Source organism: Streptomyces sp. NPDC002602 (assembly GCF_042889445.1).
GTDB lineage: Bacteria > Actinomycetota > Actinomycetes > Streptomycetales > Streptomycetaceae > Streptomyces.
In genome coordinates this window covers 504,071-517,167 of the sequence record NZ_JBIAQX010000004.1, presented here as the reverse complement: position 1 = coordinate 517,167, position 13,097 = coordinate 504,071, and the positions used below count along the sequence as shown (strand labels likewise).

The following is a 13,097-nucleotide window of genomic DNA, read 5'->3' as shown; positions in this document are numbered from 1 at the left end:
CCTTCCGCGCTTCGACGGGCGCGGAGGAACGAAGGGAACAGCACATGGCCCGGATGCCCTTGGCCGACCGCCGCCGGCAACTGACCGAGGCGGCGATCCGCGCGATGGCCCGCGACGGCGTCCCCAGGACGACCACGCGGTCCATCGTCGCCGAGGCGGGTGTGTCGCTGAGCGTCTTCCACTACTGCTTCGACTCCAAGCAGGCGCTGCTCGAATCCGTCATCGAGACGATCAGCGCCCATTACGTGGGCGTGGTGAAGGACGCCATCCGGCCGAGGGCCACGCTCCGGGAGACCGTCCGCGCCGGCTTCCAGGCCTACTGGGACCATGTCGCGGCCCACCCCGAGGAGCACATGCTCACCTACGAACTGACGCAGTACGCCCTGCGCCAACCCGGCTTCGAGCACCTGGCGCGGCGCCAGTACGAGCTGTACTCCGAGACGTACTGCGCGCTCATCGAACAGCTCCGCGGCATGATGACCTTCGAACTCAGCGTCCCCGACACCGTACTGGCCCGTTACCTGGCCGCCATGACGGACGGGGTCACCCTCAACCACCTCGTCCTCGGCAACGACCGGGTCGCGGCCGAGATCCTCGACATGATCAGCGATCACGTGGCCGGGCTCATTCGCGAGGAAGCCCCCGCCGCCTGAGGAGCCTCCCGCCGTCTGAGGAGGCTCCCGCCGTCTGGAGAGGCTCCCGCCGTCTGAAGAGGCCGAAACGGCACGCGGCGATCGTCGGTCCTGTGGCGGCGGCGGCGGAGGAGGCGGTCGCGTCAGCGGGCGGGCCGGTCGGCCGACAGCTCGCGGTCGAGGGAGCGCACGCGGGCCAGCGCCGCGGGGCGCCCCTCCGCCGGAAGCGCGTCGGCCAGCGCCCGCCACACCCCCGGATCGTCCGCACCCCACGGCCGGCACACCCAGTCGCCCAGCAGTCCCGCGTCCGCCCGCGCGATCACCGCGGCCCGCGCCTGGTCCTCGATCCGGCGGCGCAGCCGTACGATCCCGGGCGCCGTCGAGGCCGGCAGCAGCGGGCCCGGATACCCGGTGAGGGCTGTCGAGACGGCCCCCGACGCGAGGTGCCGGGCCACGACGGCGAAGTCGGCCACCAGCGGGACGGCCGTGCGATAGGGCCGCGAGAGAAGGCTCCCCGGACCCAACAGGCCGCGCAGCCGGGAGATCTCCGCCCGCAGCGTGACCGCCGACACCGACTCGTCCTCGTACAGGTCGATCGCCAGCTCCTCGCCCGAGAGCCCCTCCGGATGATGGGCGAGCAGCGCCATGATCTCGCTGTGCCGTCGCCCGAGGGTGACCTCCCGGCCGCCGCCCACCCACAGCGCCTCGTCCCGACCCAGCGCGGCGATGGTGTCCGGGACGTGCGCCTGCGACGGATCCGGTTCCAGCAGGGCCAGTTGGGCCTCGGCGGCGCGGGCCACCGCCCGCACGAACGCCAGCGAATGGGGATGGGCCAGCCCGTCGCCCCCGGTGATGTCGACCGCGCCGAGCAACCTCCCCGTGCGCGGATCGCGGACCGGAGCCGCCGCACAGGTCCACGGATGCACCCGGCGGCTGAAGTGCTCGGCCCCGAAGACCTGCACGGCCTCGCCCACCGCCACAGCGGTGCCCGGGGCGTTGGTCCCCATCACCGTCTCCGCCCACCGCGCGCCCGGCACGAAGCCGAGCCGCTCGGCCCGCCGCAGGGTGTCCGGCGCGCCCTCCACCCAGAGCAGGCTGCCCCGAGCGTCGCACACCGCCAACAGGTGCGCCCCGTGCGCGGCGAACGCCCCGACGAGGTCCCGGAACACCGGCAGCACCCGGGCCAGCGGATGCCGCTCGCGGTAGGACCTCAGTTCCGCCTCCGCCAGCTCCACCCGGGCCGAGCACTCCGGGTTCACCCGCGCCCGCGCGCAGCGGCGCCACGACCCGGCGATCACCGCGCGGACCGGGGCCTCCACCCGCCCGTCCCTGGTGAACACGTCATGGGCCCGCCGCAGTACCCGCGTGCGCTCGACGGGATCGGCCCCGCCCGGCAGCGCCACCGACGGATCGCCCATGTCACCCTCCCGTGGTGCCGCGGAACCCGGAGCGCCCCCATCGTCGTACCGCTTCCGCACCACGACAAGCGTTGCGCCGGCCGTCCCGTGACCGAACCCGACCCGCGCCCACCCCGCGCGGCCCGCCTACGGGGTCTCCTCCGGGGCCGGGGCCGTCAGGGCCGACGCCGGGTCGGGGGGTCGGCGGGCCCGCCGGAACCCACGGGCCCGCCTCCCGCCGGTACGGCCACCAGCGGCCACCAGCGGCCGTCGCGGTCCAGTCGGAGACGACGGTCCGGGCCCATCTGCGTCCGACGCGCCCGTACCCGGCGCGGTTCGGGCACAAGGCCGCCGCTCACGCAGTGCGATCGCACGGTGACCGGAGTCCCTTCGCGGGGCGGCGAGAGGGCCGGGAACGCTGGGCGGGGGCGGGGCGTTGAGCGGAGTAGTGGCCGACAGCAGGAGGAGGTGTCCGCGGATGTCCACAGGCGGAAAGGTGGCCGTGGCCGGAGTGGTGGCAGCCATCGTGCTGTTCGCGACGGTCGGGTTCTGGCCGGGTCTCCTGGTGTTGATCGGAGTGCCCACCCTCGCGTACTTCCTGCTCGACCCCTCCCAGCGACGCCGGCTGCGGGGCGTGTCCAGAAAGCAGATCGGCCGCTGACGGCGGAGGCGCGGGAACCGGCGGCGGTGCGGGCGGTGGCGGTGGCCGGGCGCTGAGGTCCGCGGGCGCCGAGGCGGTCGCGTGCGGGTCGGCGGCCCGCCCGGGCCGTGTGGGGCGATCAGCCGACCGGCGGCGCGGCCGGTCGGCCGACCCTGTGACCGTGGTGTTTCTCCCGCGACGTCCCGGGCTTCAGGCCGGTCGTGTCGCCACGCGGTCCAGCGCCGCCAGCAGATCCGGCAGTTCGGGAATCTCGGGCCGCTCCGGGTCCGCATCCCACGGGACCGCGAGGACCTCGCCCGGCTCCTCGTCCAGCAGGACGAAGGCCGCGCCGTCCGTGCGACCGACCAGTGACCAGCCGGGGCCGTCCGCCCTGAGCGTGCGCGCGTCCTCGCTCGCGAAACTGGAACGCACCCGTCCGGGCGGCGGCGGCTCGTCCGCGTAACCGGCCGCCTCCTTGAGCGCCCGTGCCAGTCCCGGATGTGAGGCGGCAGCCGCCCCGCCGTCCGTCGCGACGCGCTCGGACCAGTCCGCCCACTCCCGGGCGATCTGGTCCGCTCCCATGCGCCGCTGTACCGGCCCCCAGGTGTCCGCCGAGGGAGGCGCCAACGGCACCCGGCCGGTGCCGTCGGCGCCCTGCTCCGGATCGTGCGGTTCGGGGATGCCCGGCGCGGAGACCGTGAGTTCCAGCGGCCAGCCGGCCAGCGACGCCACGATCGTCCGCTCCTCCGGGGACAGGTCGTACTCCATGCCGCAGTCCCAGGAGGCGATGGCCGCGGCGACGAGCGAGACGTCGTCCACCACGACCGTCCAGCGGGCGCCTTCCTCGTCCTGGCCCAGCACCAGCCCGTACCCGTCCGCGACAGGCCGCACGCCCAGCAGGGCGCAGGCCTCCGGGAAGTCGTCGCCCATGATGCCCGGGAACTGCGTGGGGGTCAGCAGTACGGCGGTGAGCACGTACAGCGAGCCCCCGTCATCCTCTTCGGACACGTCGCCTCCTCCCGTTGCGGTCGCTCTCTCGTCGGCGCACCTTAACCAGCGGGTAACTCGCCCGTCGAGAGCCTGCGGACGTCGATTTTCAAGCCCACCACCTGCACGTAGAGTTGGGCACCCGCCACAGAAAGGGACTCCGGTGCAGCGTTACGACCGGCTGAGGGAGATCCTCCGGCTCGATCCCGACGAGGATTTCCTCGCCATCTACCGGCTCACCGCCACCTACGAATTCCCCTGGGACGTCACCCGCGCCCTGGAACTGGCCCTCTTCAGGACGTACGCGGTCCCGAGCATCGGCCGGCTGCTCGCCGAGACCGCCGAGTTCACCGATCGCGCACAGAAGCGCTACGACGACACGGCGCTGCTGCTCGACGCGGTCGTGGAGCACGGATTCGAGAGCGACACCGCGCGCACCGCGATCCGCCGCGTCAACCAGATGCACCGCGGCTACGACATCTCCGACGAGGACATGCGGTACGTCCTGTGCACCTTCGTGGTGATTCCGGCGCGTTGGATCGACTCCTACGGTTGGCGGCCCCTGACCCACCACGAGCGCCGGGCCTTCGCGCGCTACTACGCCACTCTCGGTCAGCACATGGGCATCACGGACATTCCGGCCTCCTTCGAGGAGTTCGAAGCCTGCCTGAACGCCTACGAGGAGGCTCACTTCGGGTGGGACGAGGGCGGGCGCGAGGTGGCCGACGCCACCCTCGACCTGATGGCCTCGTGGTACCCGGCGCCACTGGCCCCCGCCGTGCGCGGAGTCGGCGTCGCGCTGCTCGACGACGCGTTGCTGAACGCGTTCCGGTACGAGACCCCGCGCCCGGCGGTCCGGCGGCTGGTCCGCGGGGCGCTGCGGCTGCGCGGGCGCGCGGTGCGGCTGCTGCCGCCGCGCCGGGCCCCGCACCACGCCCGCCAGAACCGGGAGATCAAGGGCTACCCGAACGGGTACGACGTCGGTGAACTCGGCACCTTCCCCGTACCCGGGCGGGGCGGCTGTCCCGTACCGCATCCGCGCCGCCCCGCCGGAGCGGACGCCCCGCCGCCCGCGTAGCGCCCGGGGCGCTCTCCGCGCTCGCGGCGGCGGCTCCGTACTCGCCGCGCCGGGGAAGCGGTCGCTCAGGGGCGGTGCGCCGCGAGCACCAGGAAGCGGTGGTCCTCGTCGGCGTACGAGGTCATCTCCCAGCCCGAAGTCGACAGCAGCGGGCCGAGGTTGCGCTCGGCCCGCAGGTCATCCGGGGTGAGTGCGCGACCGTGGCGCGCGGCGAGGGCGGCCCGCCCGATCGGGTGGAAGAGCGCGAGGCGACCGCCGGGGCGGACCACGCGGGCGAGCTCGCGCAGGTTCGACCCGGGGTCGGGCAGGTGCGCGACCAGTCCCGCCGCGAACACGGCGTCCAGCACCCCGTCCCGCAGGGGCAGCCGGGCCACGTCCGCCAGCAGCAGGGCGCCCTCGGCATCCCGGCCGGCCCGCCGTGCGGCGGCCAGCATCTGCGGCGTGAGATCGGCGCCGAGCACCGTCCCGGCGGGACCGACGGCCGCCCGCAGCGCCGTCAGGGCGCGCCCGGTACCGCAGCCCGCGTCGAGGACCCGGTCTCCGGGGCGCAGACCGAACTCGCCCACGGCGGCCGCGAAGGCGGGTCCGTCCGCCGGGAACTTGCGGTCCCAGTCGGCGGCGCGCGCCCCGAAGAACTCCTGCACGTGTGTGTGGTCTTCGCTCATGCGCCCATGATCCCCCACCGACCGCACCTGCGGTGCGTGTACAAGGTGGCACGCGGTGTGATCGAACGCGAACGTAGCTCTGTCATATTTCAGCAGTTACAGCGGCTTTCGAAATGCACACCTTGTTCGTGGCCTCACCCGGACTAGCGTCCGGTGGCCATGGGACACCTGGACCACGCCGCCTACGGCTGGCTGACACCCGCGCTGTCATACGTGATGGCATCGATCGGCGCCGCCCTCGGCCTGCGCTGCACCGTCCGTGCGCTCGCCGCGACCGGATCCGCCCGCCGCAACTGGCTCCTCACCGCTGCGTCCGCCCTCGGCACCGGCATCTGGACGATGCACTTCGTCGCGATGCTCGGCTTCGACGTCACCGGCACCGAGATCCATTACGACGTCCCGCTGACCATCCTCAGCCTCCTGGTGGCCGTGCTGGTCGTCGGGGCCGGTGTCTTCGCCATCGGATACGGCAAGAGCCGCCTCCGGTCCCTGGTCCTCGGCGGACTCACCACCGGCCTCGGCGTCGCGAGCATGCACTACCTGGGAATGGCGGCCCTGCGGCTGCACGGTGAGATCTCCTACGACCCGCTCGTCGTCGGGCTGTCGGTCGTCGTCGCCGTCATCGCGGCCACCGTCGCACTGTGGGCCGCGCTCAACATCACCTCGCCGATGGCCGTGGCCGGCGCCTCGCTCGTCATGGGCGCCGCGGTCAGCAGCATGCACTACACGGGGATGGCAGCCGTCGCGGTCCGGGTCGCGCCCTCGGACGTGGCCCTGCCCGGCGCCACGGCGATGCAGTTCATCTTCCCGCTCGCCGTCGGACTCGGTTCCTACCTCTTCATCACCGCCGCCTTCGTGGCACTGTCCCCGACCGCGGACGAACGCGCGGCGTCGGCAGCCGTCCGAGACCTGGGGGAGAGCCCCGCGCCCGCGCACTGAGCCCCGGCCCGCGTGCGTCCGTACGCCCCCGTCGCGCCGCGCCCGCCGACCGCCCCGCGCAACCCACACACCGCGAGCACCCCGAGCACCCCGAGAACCCCGAGAACCCACCACCGCGACCTCTCCAACCGCCTCCACCGCCACCCCGCCCAGCCCGTACCGCCCGGAACGAGGAGCTCATGCGCACACCCCGCAGGAAACCGGAAGCAGCGGCGCCGGGGCCGCCCGGGCCCCCGGCGCGAGGCCGGCGGGCGCACGCGGGGCAGCCCGCCGAGGAACCCGAGGAGAGAACACCCCCTCGACCCGCCGCCGCGGCCGGCTCCGGCGGGAGACCCCGGATGCGGCTGCGCCCCCGCACCGTCCGGGCCAAGATCGTCTCCCTGTTGATGGTCCCGGTGGTCTCGCTGCTCGCGCTCTGGGCCTTCGCCACGGTCAGCACCGCCCAGGACCTCGCCCGCCTCAGCCGCGTCCAACGGGTCGAGCGGGAGATCGGCGCCCCCGTCTCCGCCGCGCTCGCCGAGGTGCAGGCCGAACGGCGGGCCGCGGTGCGCTTCCTGGCCGACCCCGCCGCCGGCGAGCCGGCCGCCGCCCTCGAACGGCAGGCCCGGCGTACCGACGACGCCGTGCGCCGGCTGCGGCTCGGCGACCGGAACACCGTCGCCGACTCCGGCGACCACCGCACCGACGTCGTGGTCCGGCTCGGTGGTTTCGTGGCCGCCGCCGAGGGGCTCGGCTCCGCGCGCAAGGACATCGTCGGCCGGCGGACGACCGCCGACGCCGCCTACGAGACGTACACCCGAGTCGCCGACGCCGCGCTCGCCGTCGGCGGGGCCCTGTCCGCCGGGCAGGACGCCGAACTCGGCCCGGACGCCCGGGTCCTGCTGGAGTTCGCCGAAGCCGGCGAACTGCTCTCGCGGGAGGACGCTCTGCTCGCCGTGCCGGGGCCGCGCAACGCCGAAGCGCTCCGCCGGCTGACCGGCGTCGTGGAGACCCGCCGCGCGCTGCTCGCGGACGCCGCTCGGGACCTGCCGAGCGAGGAGCGGACCGCTTGGGAGTCCGTGTCCAAGAGCGCCGCCCACGCCGAACTCATCGCGGCCGAGGACCGCGCGCTCACGGCGGGCACGGGACCCGGCGCCGGTTCCGGTGCGCTCAAGCCCGCCGGGTGGGACGCCGCCCACAGCGGTGTCAGTGCCTCGATCAGGGAGACCGAGGCCGCCGCGCGCGCCGAAGTCGCCGATCGCACCGACCCGCTGACGCGGGTGGCGCTAAGCGGCGCGGGCGCGGCCGTCGTCCTCGGCCTCGCCGCCGTCATCGCCTCCCTGGTGATCTCCGTGAGGATCGGCCGCGCACTGGTGGTGGAACTGGTCGCGTTGCGCGACACCGCCCTGGAGATCGCGCGCCGCAAGCTCCCGTACGCCATGGAACGACTGCGGGCCGGCCAGGACATCGACGTCGAGGCCGAGACCTCGACCGGGCCGCCCGCCGAGGACGAGATCACCCAGGTGGGGGAGGCCCTCTCCACCGTGCACCGGGCGGCTCTGAGCGCCGCCGTCGAACGCGCCGAACTCGCCGGCGGGGTGAGCGGTGTCTTCGTGAACCTCGCCCGCCGCAGCCAGGTCCTGGTGCACAGGCAGTTGACCCTGCTCGACTCCATGGAACGCCGTTCGGACGACCCGGGCGAACTCGACGACCTCTTCCGCCTCGACCACCTGACCACGCGCATGCGTCGGCACGCGGAGAGCCTGATCATCCTGTCGGGAGCAGCCCCGGGGCGCGCCTGGCGCATGCCGATCCCCCTGACCAACGTCGTGCGCGCCGCCGTCTCCGAGATCGAGGACTACCCGCGCGTCGAGGTCCGCGGGCTCGCGGAGGCGGCCGTGGTCGGCGGCGCGGTCGCCGACCTCACCCATCTGCTGGCCGAACTCGTCGAGAACGCGACCCAGTTCTCCCCGCCACACACCAAGGTCCGGGTCAGTGGCGAGCCGGTGGGCGCCGGCTACGTCCTGGAGGTGGAGGACCGCGGGCTCGGCATGGGCCGCGAGGCGCTCCACGACGCCAACCGTCGGATCGAGGAGTCGGAGGCGCTCGACCTGTTCGACAGCGACCGCCTCGGGCTGTTCGTGGTCAGCCGGCTCGCCGCCCGACAGGGCGTACGGGTCCACCTGCGCAGGTCACCCTACGGAGGCACCACCGCCGTGGTGCTGCTGCCGAACTCCCTGCTCCAGGGCGCCGTCACGGCGGCCTCGGACGAGCCCGCCGAGGCGGCGGCGCCGTCCCCGGTCGCCGTGGGAGCCGTTCCCGTACGCGAGGGCTCCGACCCCGGTGCCCCCCGCGAGGAGGCCTCCGCCGGGCCCGTTCGGAAGGGTGCCCGCGCCGGTGCCGTACGGGAGGGGGCCCGCGCCGGTGCCGTACGGGACGAGGCCGGGGCGTCGGCCGGGCCCGGTGCCGTACCGGAGCCCGGGCGGGACACCCCCGCACCGGACTCCGCGGGTGAACCCGGGAAACCGCGCCCCGCCGCGGTAGCCCCCCTGCGGCCGCGTGGTCCCGGCGGCACGGCGAACCGTACGCGTGCGCCCGCCGCCGCTCCGGCCGGCGCCGCCTCGGGGACCGAACTGCCGCGCAGGGTTCGCCAGGCCAGCCTGGTCCCGCAACTGCGCGAGGCCCCCGGGCTCGAGGATCCGGCGGATACGGGCCCCGGCGCGCCGCCGGACCGCAGCCCCGAGCAGGCCAGGGACCGGATGGCCGCCTATCGGGCCGGTTGGGCCCGGGGCGCCGGGGAGAACTCCCCCCACGCAGGCAGCGAAGGAGAAGTGTGATGATCGAACACCAGCGGATCGGGCGCGACGGTACCGGCGGGGCAGGCGAGTTGGACTGGCTCCTGGACGACCTCGTGACGCGCGTCCGCGAGGTCCGTCACGCGGTGGTCCTGTCCAACGACGGGCTGGCGGTGGGATCGTCCTCCCGGCTCAGCCGCGAGGACGCCGAGCACCTCGCCGCCGTGGCCTCCGGCTTCCACAGCCTGGCCAAGGGCGCGGGCCGGCACTTCCGCGCCGGGGGCGTGCGCCAGACGATGGTGGAGATGGACGAGGGATTCCTCTTCGTCGCCGCCGCGGGCGACGGCTCCTGTCTGGCCGTCCTCAGCGCCGGCGGCGCCGACATCGGGCTCATCGCCTACGAGATGGCCCGGCTCGTCAAGCGGGTCGGCGAACACCTGTACACCCCCTCGCGGTTCGCGGCTCACCCGCCGGCCGCCGGGTGAGCGCGGCGGTCAGACCGGTGAACGACCAGTGGTTCGACGCCGAGGCGGGACCGCTCGTCCGGCCGTACGCGATGACCGGCGGACGCACCAAACCGGGGCCGCACGGCGTCCGGTTCGACCTGATCGCGCTGGTCGCCGTGGTGGACCCCGAGGGCGAAGACGAGGCGGTCGAGTCCCTGTGGGGACCCGAACACCGGGCGCTGCTCGGGTCGTGCCGAGACGAGACCCAGTCGGTGGCCGAGCTCGCCGCCGACGCCGACCTGCCCGTGGGCGTGGTGCGGGTGCTGCTGGGCGACCTGCTGGAGGCCGGACACGTCAAGGTCAGCCGCCCGGTACCGCCCGCGCGACTGCCCGACGAGCGGATTCTGCGTGAAGTCATCGAAGGATTGCGAGCGCTGTGATGGGACTGAACCACAACGGATCCACCGGGTCCGGTCCGGAAGTCGAAGAGGACGAGGAAGCGGCGGCGCTCGCGCTGAAGATCCTCGTGGCGGGCGGCTTCGGCGTCGGGAAGACCACGCTGGTGGGCGCGGTCAGCGAGATCCGACCACTGCGCACGGAGGAACTGCTCAGCGAGGCGGGCGAACTCGTCGACGACACCGGAGGCGTCGATCAGAAGACCACCACCACGGTGGCCATGGACTTCGGTCGCATCACCATCCGCTCGGGCCTGTCGCTGTACCTGTTCGGCACGCCGGGGCAGGACCGGTTCTGGTTCCTGTGGGACGAGCTGTCGCAAGGAGCCCTCGGAGCGGTGGTGTTGGCCGACACGCGCAGGCTGGAGGACTGCTTCCCGGCCGTGGACTACTTCGAGCACCGCCGGATCCCGTTCGTCGTGGCCGTCAACTGCTTCACGAACGCCCGGCGTTACGCCTCGAACGAGGTGGCGCGGGCCCTGGACCTGGAACAGGGCACACCCGTGGTGCTGTGCGACGCCCGGGACAAGGACTCGGGGAAGGAAGTGCTGATCAGACTGGTCGAGTATGCCGGGCGGATGCACACCGCCCGGCTGCTCGCGTCGGTGGGTTCGGGCACGCCGACGGGGTCGGAGTGACGGACGTCCACCGCGTGCGGGCGCCGGCGGGCGCCGGGTCAGGCCGCCACGTCGGCCATCGCGATCACCTTGTCGATGGTGACGCGGACGAGCAGTTCCCCGTCGACGGCGTTGCGCCGGCCGAAGGCCTCGGCGCGCTCCTCGCCCATGTAGCGACCCCCGATCCTCGTCGCCCAGTCCAGCATCTCCTGCTCGTGGCCGGTGTACTCGACGAGCTCGGCGCGGCCCTGGAGGACCACGTAGGAGAAGGGCGGCCGATCGTCGTCCACACAGAGGGCGACCCGGCCGTCCCGGGCCAGATTCCGACCCTTGACGGTGTCACGGCCGGTGTTGAACACGAACGTGTCCCCATCGAGAACGAACCAGATGGGAGCGATGTGCGGGCTTCCGTCCGCGCGGACGGTGGAGAGCTTCCCGGTACGGGTGGAATGCGAGACGAACGCCCGCCATTCCTCTTGAGTCATCTTCTTCGTCATGGGTCCATCCTCCTTGCCGGAAAGCCGCTGGTGGGGAAGGCTGGCGGCACGACCAAGCGGGGTGGGACGCGGTCACGTCGGCCGCGTCGACGGGGAGGGGCTGGAAATGGCACTGGACAAGCAGCTCGATTGGCTACTGGACGACCTGACGCGCAGGGTCCCGCAGGTCCGGCACGCGGTGGTGCTGTCGAACGACGGGCTGGTGACGGGCGCGAGCGCGGGCCTGGCACGGGAGGACGCGGAGCACCTCGCCGCCGTCGCGGCCGGGTTGCAGAGCCTCGCCAAGGGGTCCGGACGGCACTTCCGGGCGGGCGAGGTGCGCCAGACGATGGTCGAGTTCGACGAGGGGTTCCTGTTCGTCGTCGCGGCGGGCTCGGGTAGCTGTCTGTGCGCGCTCAGCGCCGCCGAGGCGGACATCGTGCAGGTCGCGTACGAGATGACCCTGATGGTGAACCGGGTGGGCGAGCACCTGGGCGTCGCGGAACGACGCATCACGGGGGGCTGACGGACGGCCTCGACCGGGAGCCCCGGGCGGACCCGGGCCGGGGCTCGGGCAGGGACTCGGATCGACCCCGGATCGCCCCGTCCAGGGGGGCGGGCCAGGGGAGCGAACCAAGGGGCGGACCAGGGGCGGACGAGGAATTCGGTGCCGCGGCCGAGAGTTGTCCACAGGCCTCGCCGCGTCCGTCGCGCTGAGTTACGGTCTTCACACAGAGTGATCGCCACTCGTGGGGGGAGACCGTGATGAGGATGGAAACGCAGGACCGTGCGGTGGCCGTACCGGACGAGCGGGAATCAGGACCGCGAGCACCGGCCGGGCCGGCGCCGGGCGCGTCTTCGGAGGTGCTGGTCGGCGGTGTCAGGGCCGCGCGGGAGCTGGGCCTGGGGCGTGGTGAGTTGGCCCGGGCCGTACAGCTGGGACTGGTGCGCGCCGGGCGTCGGGCGCCGAGCGGGGCCGCACGTTTCACGCGGGCCGAGTTGGAGCGGGTGAGCGCGGCCGAGGGCTTTCCGGACGCCCTGCGCGCGCGGGTCGAGACCGTGGCCGGCGCCGACGCCGGGGCCGAGGTGCTCGGTGTGGGGCCGAGCCGGTTCACCCGGCTCGCGCGCTGCGGGCACATCATCCCGATCGGCTATCGGATCAACCGCTACCGCGCCGTCGTATGGCTCTACCTGACCGCCGAACTACGGGCGTTCGCCGTCCGGGACGCCGGCATGCTGCGCGGGACGGCGCCCCCGGAGGATCGGGACCTGGTCGCGGCCAGAGGTGACCTGCGCCCCGTCAAATGGCGTGAGCGGCATGTGGAGTTGCTGCTGAGACGCACCACCGACCCCTGGGAGCGGGCTGCCGTGCTCGCGTCCGTCCTCCCGACGGACGCGGTGCGGGAGGTGGTGCCCGACCCGGCCGAACGCATCGTGCTCGCCGCGCTGGCACCGCCCCCGCCCTACGGTCACCCGCGGGTCCCGGCGGCCGCCGTCGTGGCGGAGTCACTGCTGAGGGCCCGGCCACCGGACGAGATCCGGTGCTACCGAGCCGGCCTGGACTTCGCCCTGACCGGCGCTCGGGGTCAGTCGAAGTCCACCGGGGAGAGGGGGCCGACATAGACCCAGGCCCCCTCCTCGCGGGAGAAGTCGCTGTGCTCGTGCAGGGATCCGGTGTGTCGGCCCTCGCGGTAGTGCGCCCGGAACTCCACCGCGCCCTGTGTCTCGAACATGCCGCCGCGTTCGGTGGCGAGGATCTCCAGACGTTCCCAGCGCTGCCCGGGATCCAGTTCGAGCCGGTCCGGGCGGGTGGACGGGTGCCAGGAACGGAGCAGGTAGGCGGTGTCGCCGACCGCGAAGGCGCTGAAGCGCGACCGCATCAGCAGTACCGCGGTGGGTGCCTGCCGGTCGCCGGAGTGGAAGCGGCCGCAGCACTCCGGATAGGTGGCGGGCAACCCGCAGGGGCAGGGGAGGACCGGAGTGGACATGGG

At 73.7% G+C, this 13,097-nt stretch carries 15 protein-coding genes; 10 read left to right on the top strand and 5 right to left on the bottom strand.

Annotated features, from left to right (window positions below; genetic code table 11):
• The first annotated feature begins 44 nt into the window (after positions 1-44).
• A complete protein-coding gene (locus tag ACFYW3_RS15410; protein WP_351754390.1) occupies positions 45-653 on the top strand; it encodes a TetR/AcrR family transcriptional regulator in 609 nt (202 codons plus the stop codon).
• Positions 654-775: 122 nt separating this feature from the next.
• Here the strand turns inward: ACFYW3_RS15410 and ACFYW3_RS15405 are convergent, their stop codons facing one another.
• Positions 776-2,050 carry a GAF domain-containing protein gene (locus tag ACFYW3_RS15405; protein WP_351754387.1) on the bottom strand — a complete coding sequence of 425 codons (1,275 nt, stop codon included), beginning with the start codon at positions 2,048-2,050 and terminating at the stop codon, positions 776-778.
• 457 nt (positions 2,051-2,507) lie between these two features.
• On the opposite strand from ACFYW3_RS15405, the gene ACFYW3_RS15400 reads away from it, so the two are divergent.
• Positions 2,508-2,690, top strand: a complete 183-nt coding sequence (locus ACFYW3_RS15400; RefSeq protein ID WP_053683347.1) for a hypothetical protein — start codon at positions 2,508-2,510, stop codon at positions 2,688-2,690.
• A 189-nt stretch (positions 2,691-2,879) separates the two neighbouring features.
• Here the strand turns inward: ACFYW3_RS15400 and ACFYW3_RS15395 are convergent, their stop codons facing one another.
• Entirely contained in the window at positions 2,880-3,677 is a 798-nt protein-coding gene (locus ACFYW3_RS15395; protein WP_389386516.1) for a hypothetical protein, read from the bottom strand.
• Positions 3,678-3,819: 142 nt separating this feature from the next.
• On the opposite strand from ACFYW3_RS15395, the gene ACFYW3_RS15390 reads away from it, so the two are divergent.
• Positions 3,820-4,734 carry an oxygenase MpaB family protein gene (locus ACFYW3_RS15390; protein WP_389386515.1) on the top strand — a complete coding sequence of 305 codons (915 nt, stop codon included), beginning with the start codon at positions 3,820-3,822 and terminating at the stop codon, positions 4,732-4,734.
• Between the two features lie 65 nt (positions 4,735-4,799).
• On the opposite strand, the gene ACFYW3_RS15385 is transcribed toward ACFYW3_RS15390, so the two are convergent.
• Positions 4,800-5,399 (bottom strand): class I SAM-dependent methyltransferase, encoded by a 600-nt coding sequence (locus ACFYW3_RS15385; protein ID WP_389386514.1) that lies wholly within the window; start codon positions 5,397-5,399, stop codon positions 4,800-4,802.
• A gap of 159 nt (positions 5,400-5,558) precedes the next feature.
• Here ACFYW3_RS15385 and ACFYW3_RS15380 point away from each other — a divergent pair, with 159 nt between their 5' ends.
• From ACFYW3_RS15380 to ACFYW3_RS15360, 5 genes are all read left to right on the top strand, one after another.
• Positions 5,559-6,338, top strand: a complete 780-nt coding sequence (locus ACFYW3_RS15380; RefSeq protein WP_389386513.1) for an MHYT domain-containing protein — start codon at positions 5,559-5,561, stop codon at positions 6,336-6,338.
• 179 nt (positions 6,339-6,517) lie between these two features.
• Positions 6,518-9,154, top strand: a complete 2,637-nt coding sequence (locus tag ACFYW3_RS15375; RefSeq protein ID WP_389386512.1) for a nitrate- and nitrite sensing domain-containing protein — start codon at positions 6,518-6,520, stop codon at positions 9,152-9,154.
• Complete coding sequence (locus tag ACFYW3_RS15370; protein ID WP_389386511.1) at positions 9,154-9,597, top strand: roadblock/LC7 domain-containing protein; 444 nt, start codon at positions 9,154-9,156, stop codon at positions 9,595-9,597. The genes ACFYW3_RS15375 and ACFYW3_RS15370 overlap by 1 nt, the downstream gene beginning before the upstream one ends.
• The gene (locus ACFYW3_RS15365) at positions 9,594-9,998 is read left to right on the top strand and encodes a DUF742 domain-containing protein (RefSeq protein ID WP_351754370.1); all 405 of its coding nucleotides are present in this window, start codon (positions 9,594-9,596) and stop codon (positions 9,996-9,998) included. The genes ACFYW3_RS15370 and ACFYW3_RS15365 overlap by 4 nt, the downstream gene beginning before the upstream one ends.
• Complete coding sequence (locus ACFYW3_RS15360) at positions 9,998-10,651, top strand: ATP/GTP-binding protein (protein WP_389386510.1); 654 nt, start codon at positions 9,998-10,000, stop codon at positions 10,649-10,651. Before ACFYW3_RS15365 ends, ACFYW3_RS15360 begins: the two co-directional genes overlap by 1 nt.
• Positions 10,652-10,689: 38 nt before the next feature.
• On the opposite strand, the gene ACFYW3_RS15355 is transcribed toward ACFYW3_RS15360, so the two are convergent.
• Positions 10,690-11,127: a PPOX class F420-dependent oxidoreductase gene (locus ACFYW3_RS15355; protein ID WP_351754365.1), complete on the bottom strand. Its 438-nt coding sequence runs from the start codon at positions 11,125-11,127 to the stop codon at positions 10,690-10,692.
• A gap of 106 nt (positions 11,128-11,233) precedes the next feature.
• Here ACFYW3_RS15355 and ACFYW3_RS15350 point away from each other — a divergent pair, with 106 nt between their 5' ends.
• Entirely contained in the window at positions 11,234-11,632 is a 399-nt protein-coding gene (locus tag ACFYW3_RS15350; protein ID WP_053683454.1) for a roadblock/LC7 domain-containing protein, read from the top strand.
• Positions 11,633-11,871: 239 nt separating this feature from the next.
• Complete coding sequence (locus ACFYW3_RS15345; RefSeq protein ID WP_389386509.1) at positions 11,872-12,729, top strand: DUF6397 family protein; 858 nt, start codon at positions 11,872-11,874, stop codon at positions 12,727-12,729.
• Here the strand turns inward: ACFYW3_RS15345 and ACFYW3_RS15340 are convergent.
• Positions 12,693-13,094 (bottom strand): YchJ family protein, encoded by a 402-nt coding sequence (locus tag ACFYW3_RS15340; RefSeq protein ID WP_389386508.1) that lies wholly within the window; start codon positions 13,092-13,094, stop codon positions 12,693-12,695. The two genes, ACFYW3_RS15345 and ACFYW3_RS15340, sit on opposite strands and share 37 nt — an antisense overlap.
• Between the last annotated feature and the right edge of the window lie 3 nt (positions 13,095-13,097).

Bases quoted from the DNA above. Each gene is read 5' to 3' on its own strand.
- ACFYW3_RS15345 (WP_389386509.1), top strand. From the start codon at position 11,872: ATGAGGATGGAAACGCAGGACCGTGCGGTGGCCGTACCGGACGAGCGG.
- ACFYW3_RS15360 (WP_389386510.1), top strand. From the start codon at position 9,998: ATGGGACTGAACCACAACGGATCCACCGGGTCCGGTCCGGAAGTCGAA.
- ACFYW3_RS15340 (WP_389386508.1), bottom strand. From the start codon at position 13,094: ATGTCCACTCCGGTCCTCCCCTGCCCCTGCGGGTTGCCCGCCACCTAT.
- ACFYW3_RS15410 (WP_351754390.1), top strand. From the start codon at position 45: ATGGCCCGGATGCCCTTGGCCGACCGCCGCCGGCAACTGACCGAGGCG.
- ACFYW3_RS15355 (WP_351754365.1), bottom strand. From the start codon at position 11,127: ATGACGAAGAAGATGACTCAAGAGGAATGGCGGGCGTTCGTCTCGCAT.
- ACFYW3_RS15375 (WP_389386512.1), top strand. From the start codon at position 6,518: ATGCGCACACCCCGCAGGAAACCGGAAGCAGCGGCGCCGGGGCCGCCC.
- ACFYW3_RS15400 (WP_053683347.1), top strand. From the start codon at position 2,508: ATGTCCACAGGCGGAAAGGTGGCCGTGGCCGGAGTGGTGGCAGCCATC.
- ACFYW3_RS15380 (WP_389386513.1), top strand. From the start codon at position 5,559: ATGGGACACCTGGACCACGCCGCCTACGGCTGGCTGACACCCGCGCTG.
- ACFYW3_RS15405 (WP_351754387.1), bottom strand. From the start codon at position 2,050: ATGGGCGATCCGTCGGTGGCGCTGCCGGGCGGGGCCGATCCCGTCGAG.
- ACFYW3_RS15385 (WP_389386514.1), bottom strand. From the start codon at position 5,399: ATGAGCGAAGACCACACACACGTGCAGGAGTTCTTCGGGGCGCGCGCC.
- ACFYW3_RS15370 (WP_389386511.1), top strand. From the start codon at position 9,154: ATGATCGAACACCAGCGGATCGGGCGCGACGGTACCGGCGGGGCAGGC.
- ACFYW3_RS15350 (WP_053683454.1), top strand. From the start codon at position 11,234: ATGGCACTGGACAAGCAGCTCGATTGGCTACTGGACGACCTGACGCGC.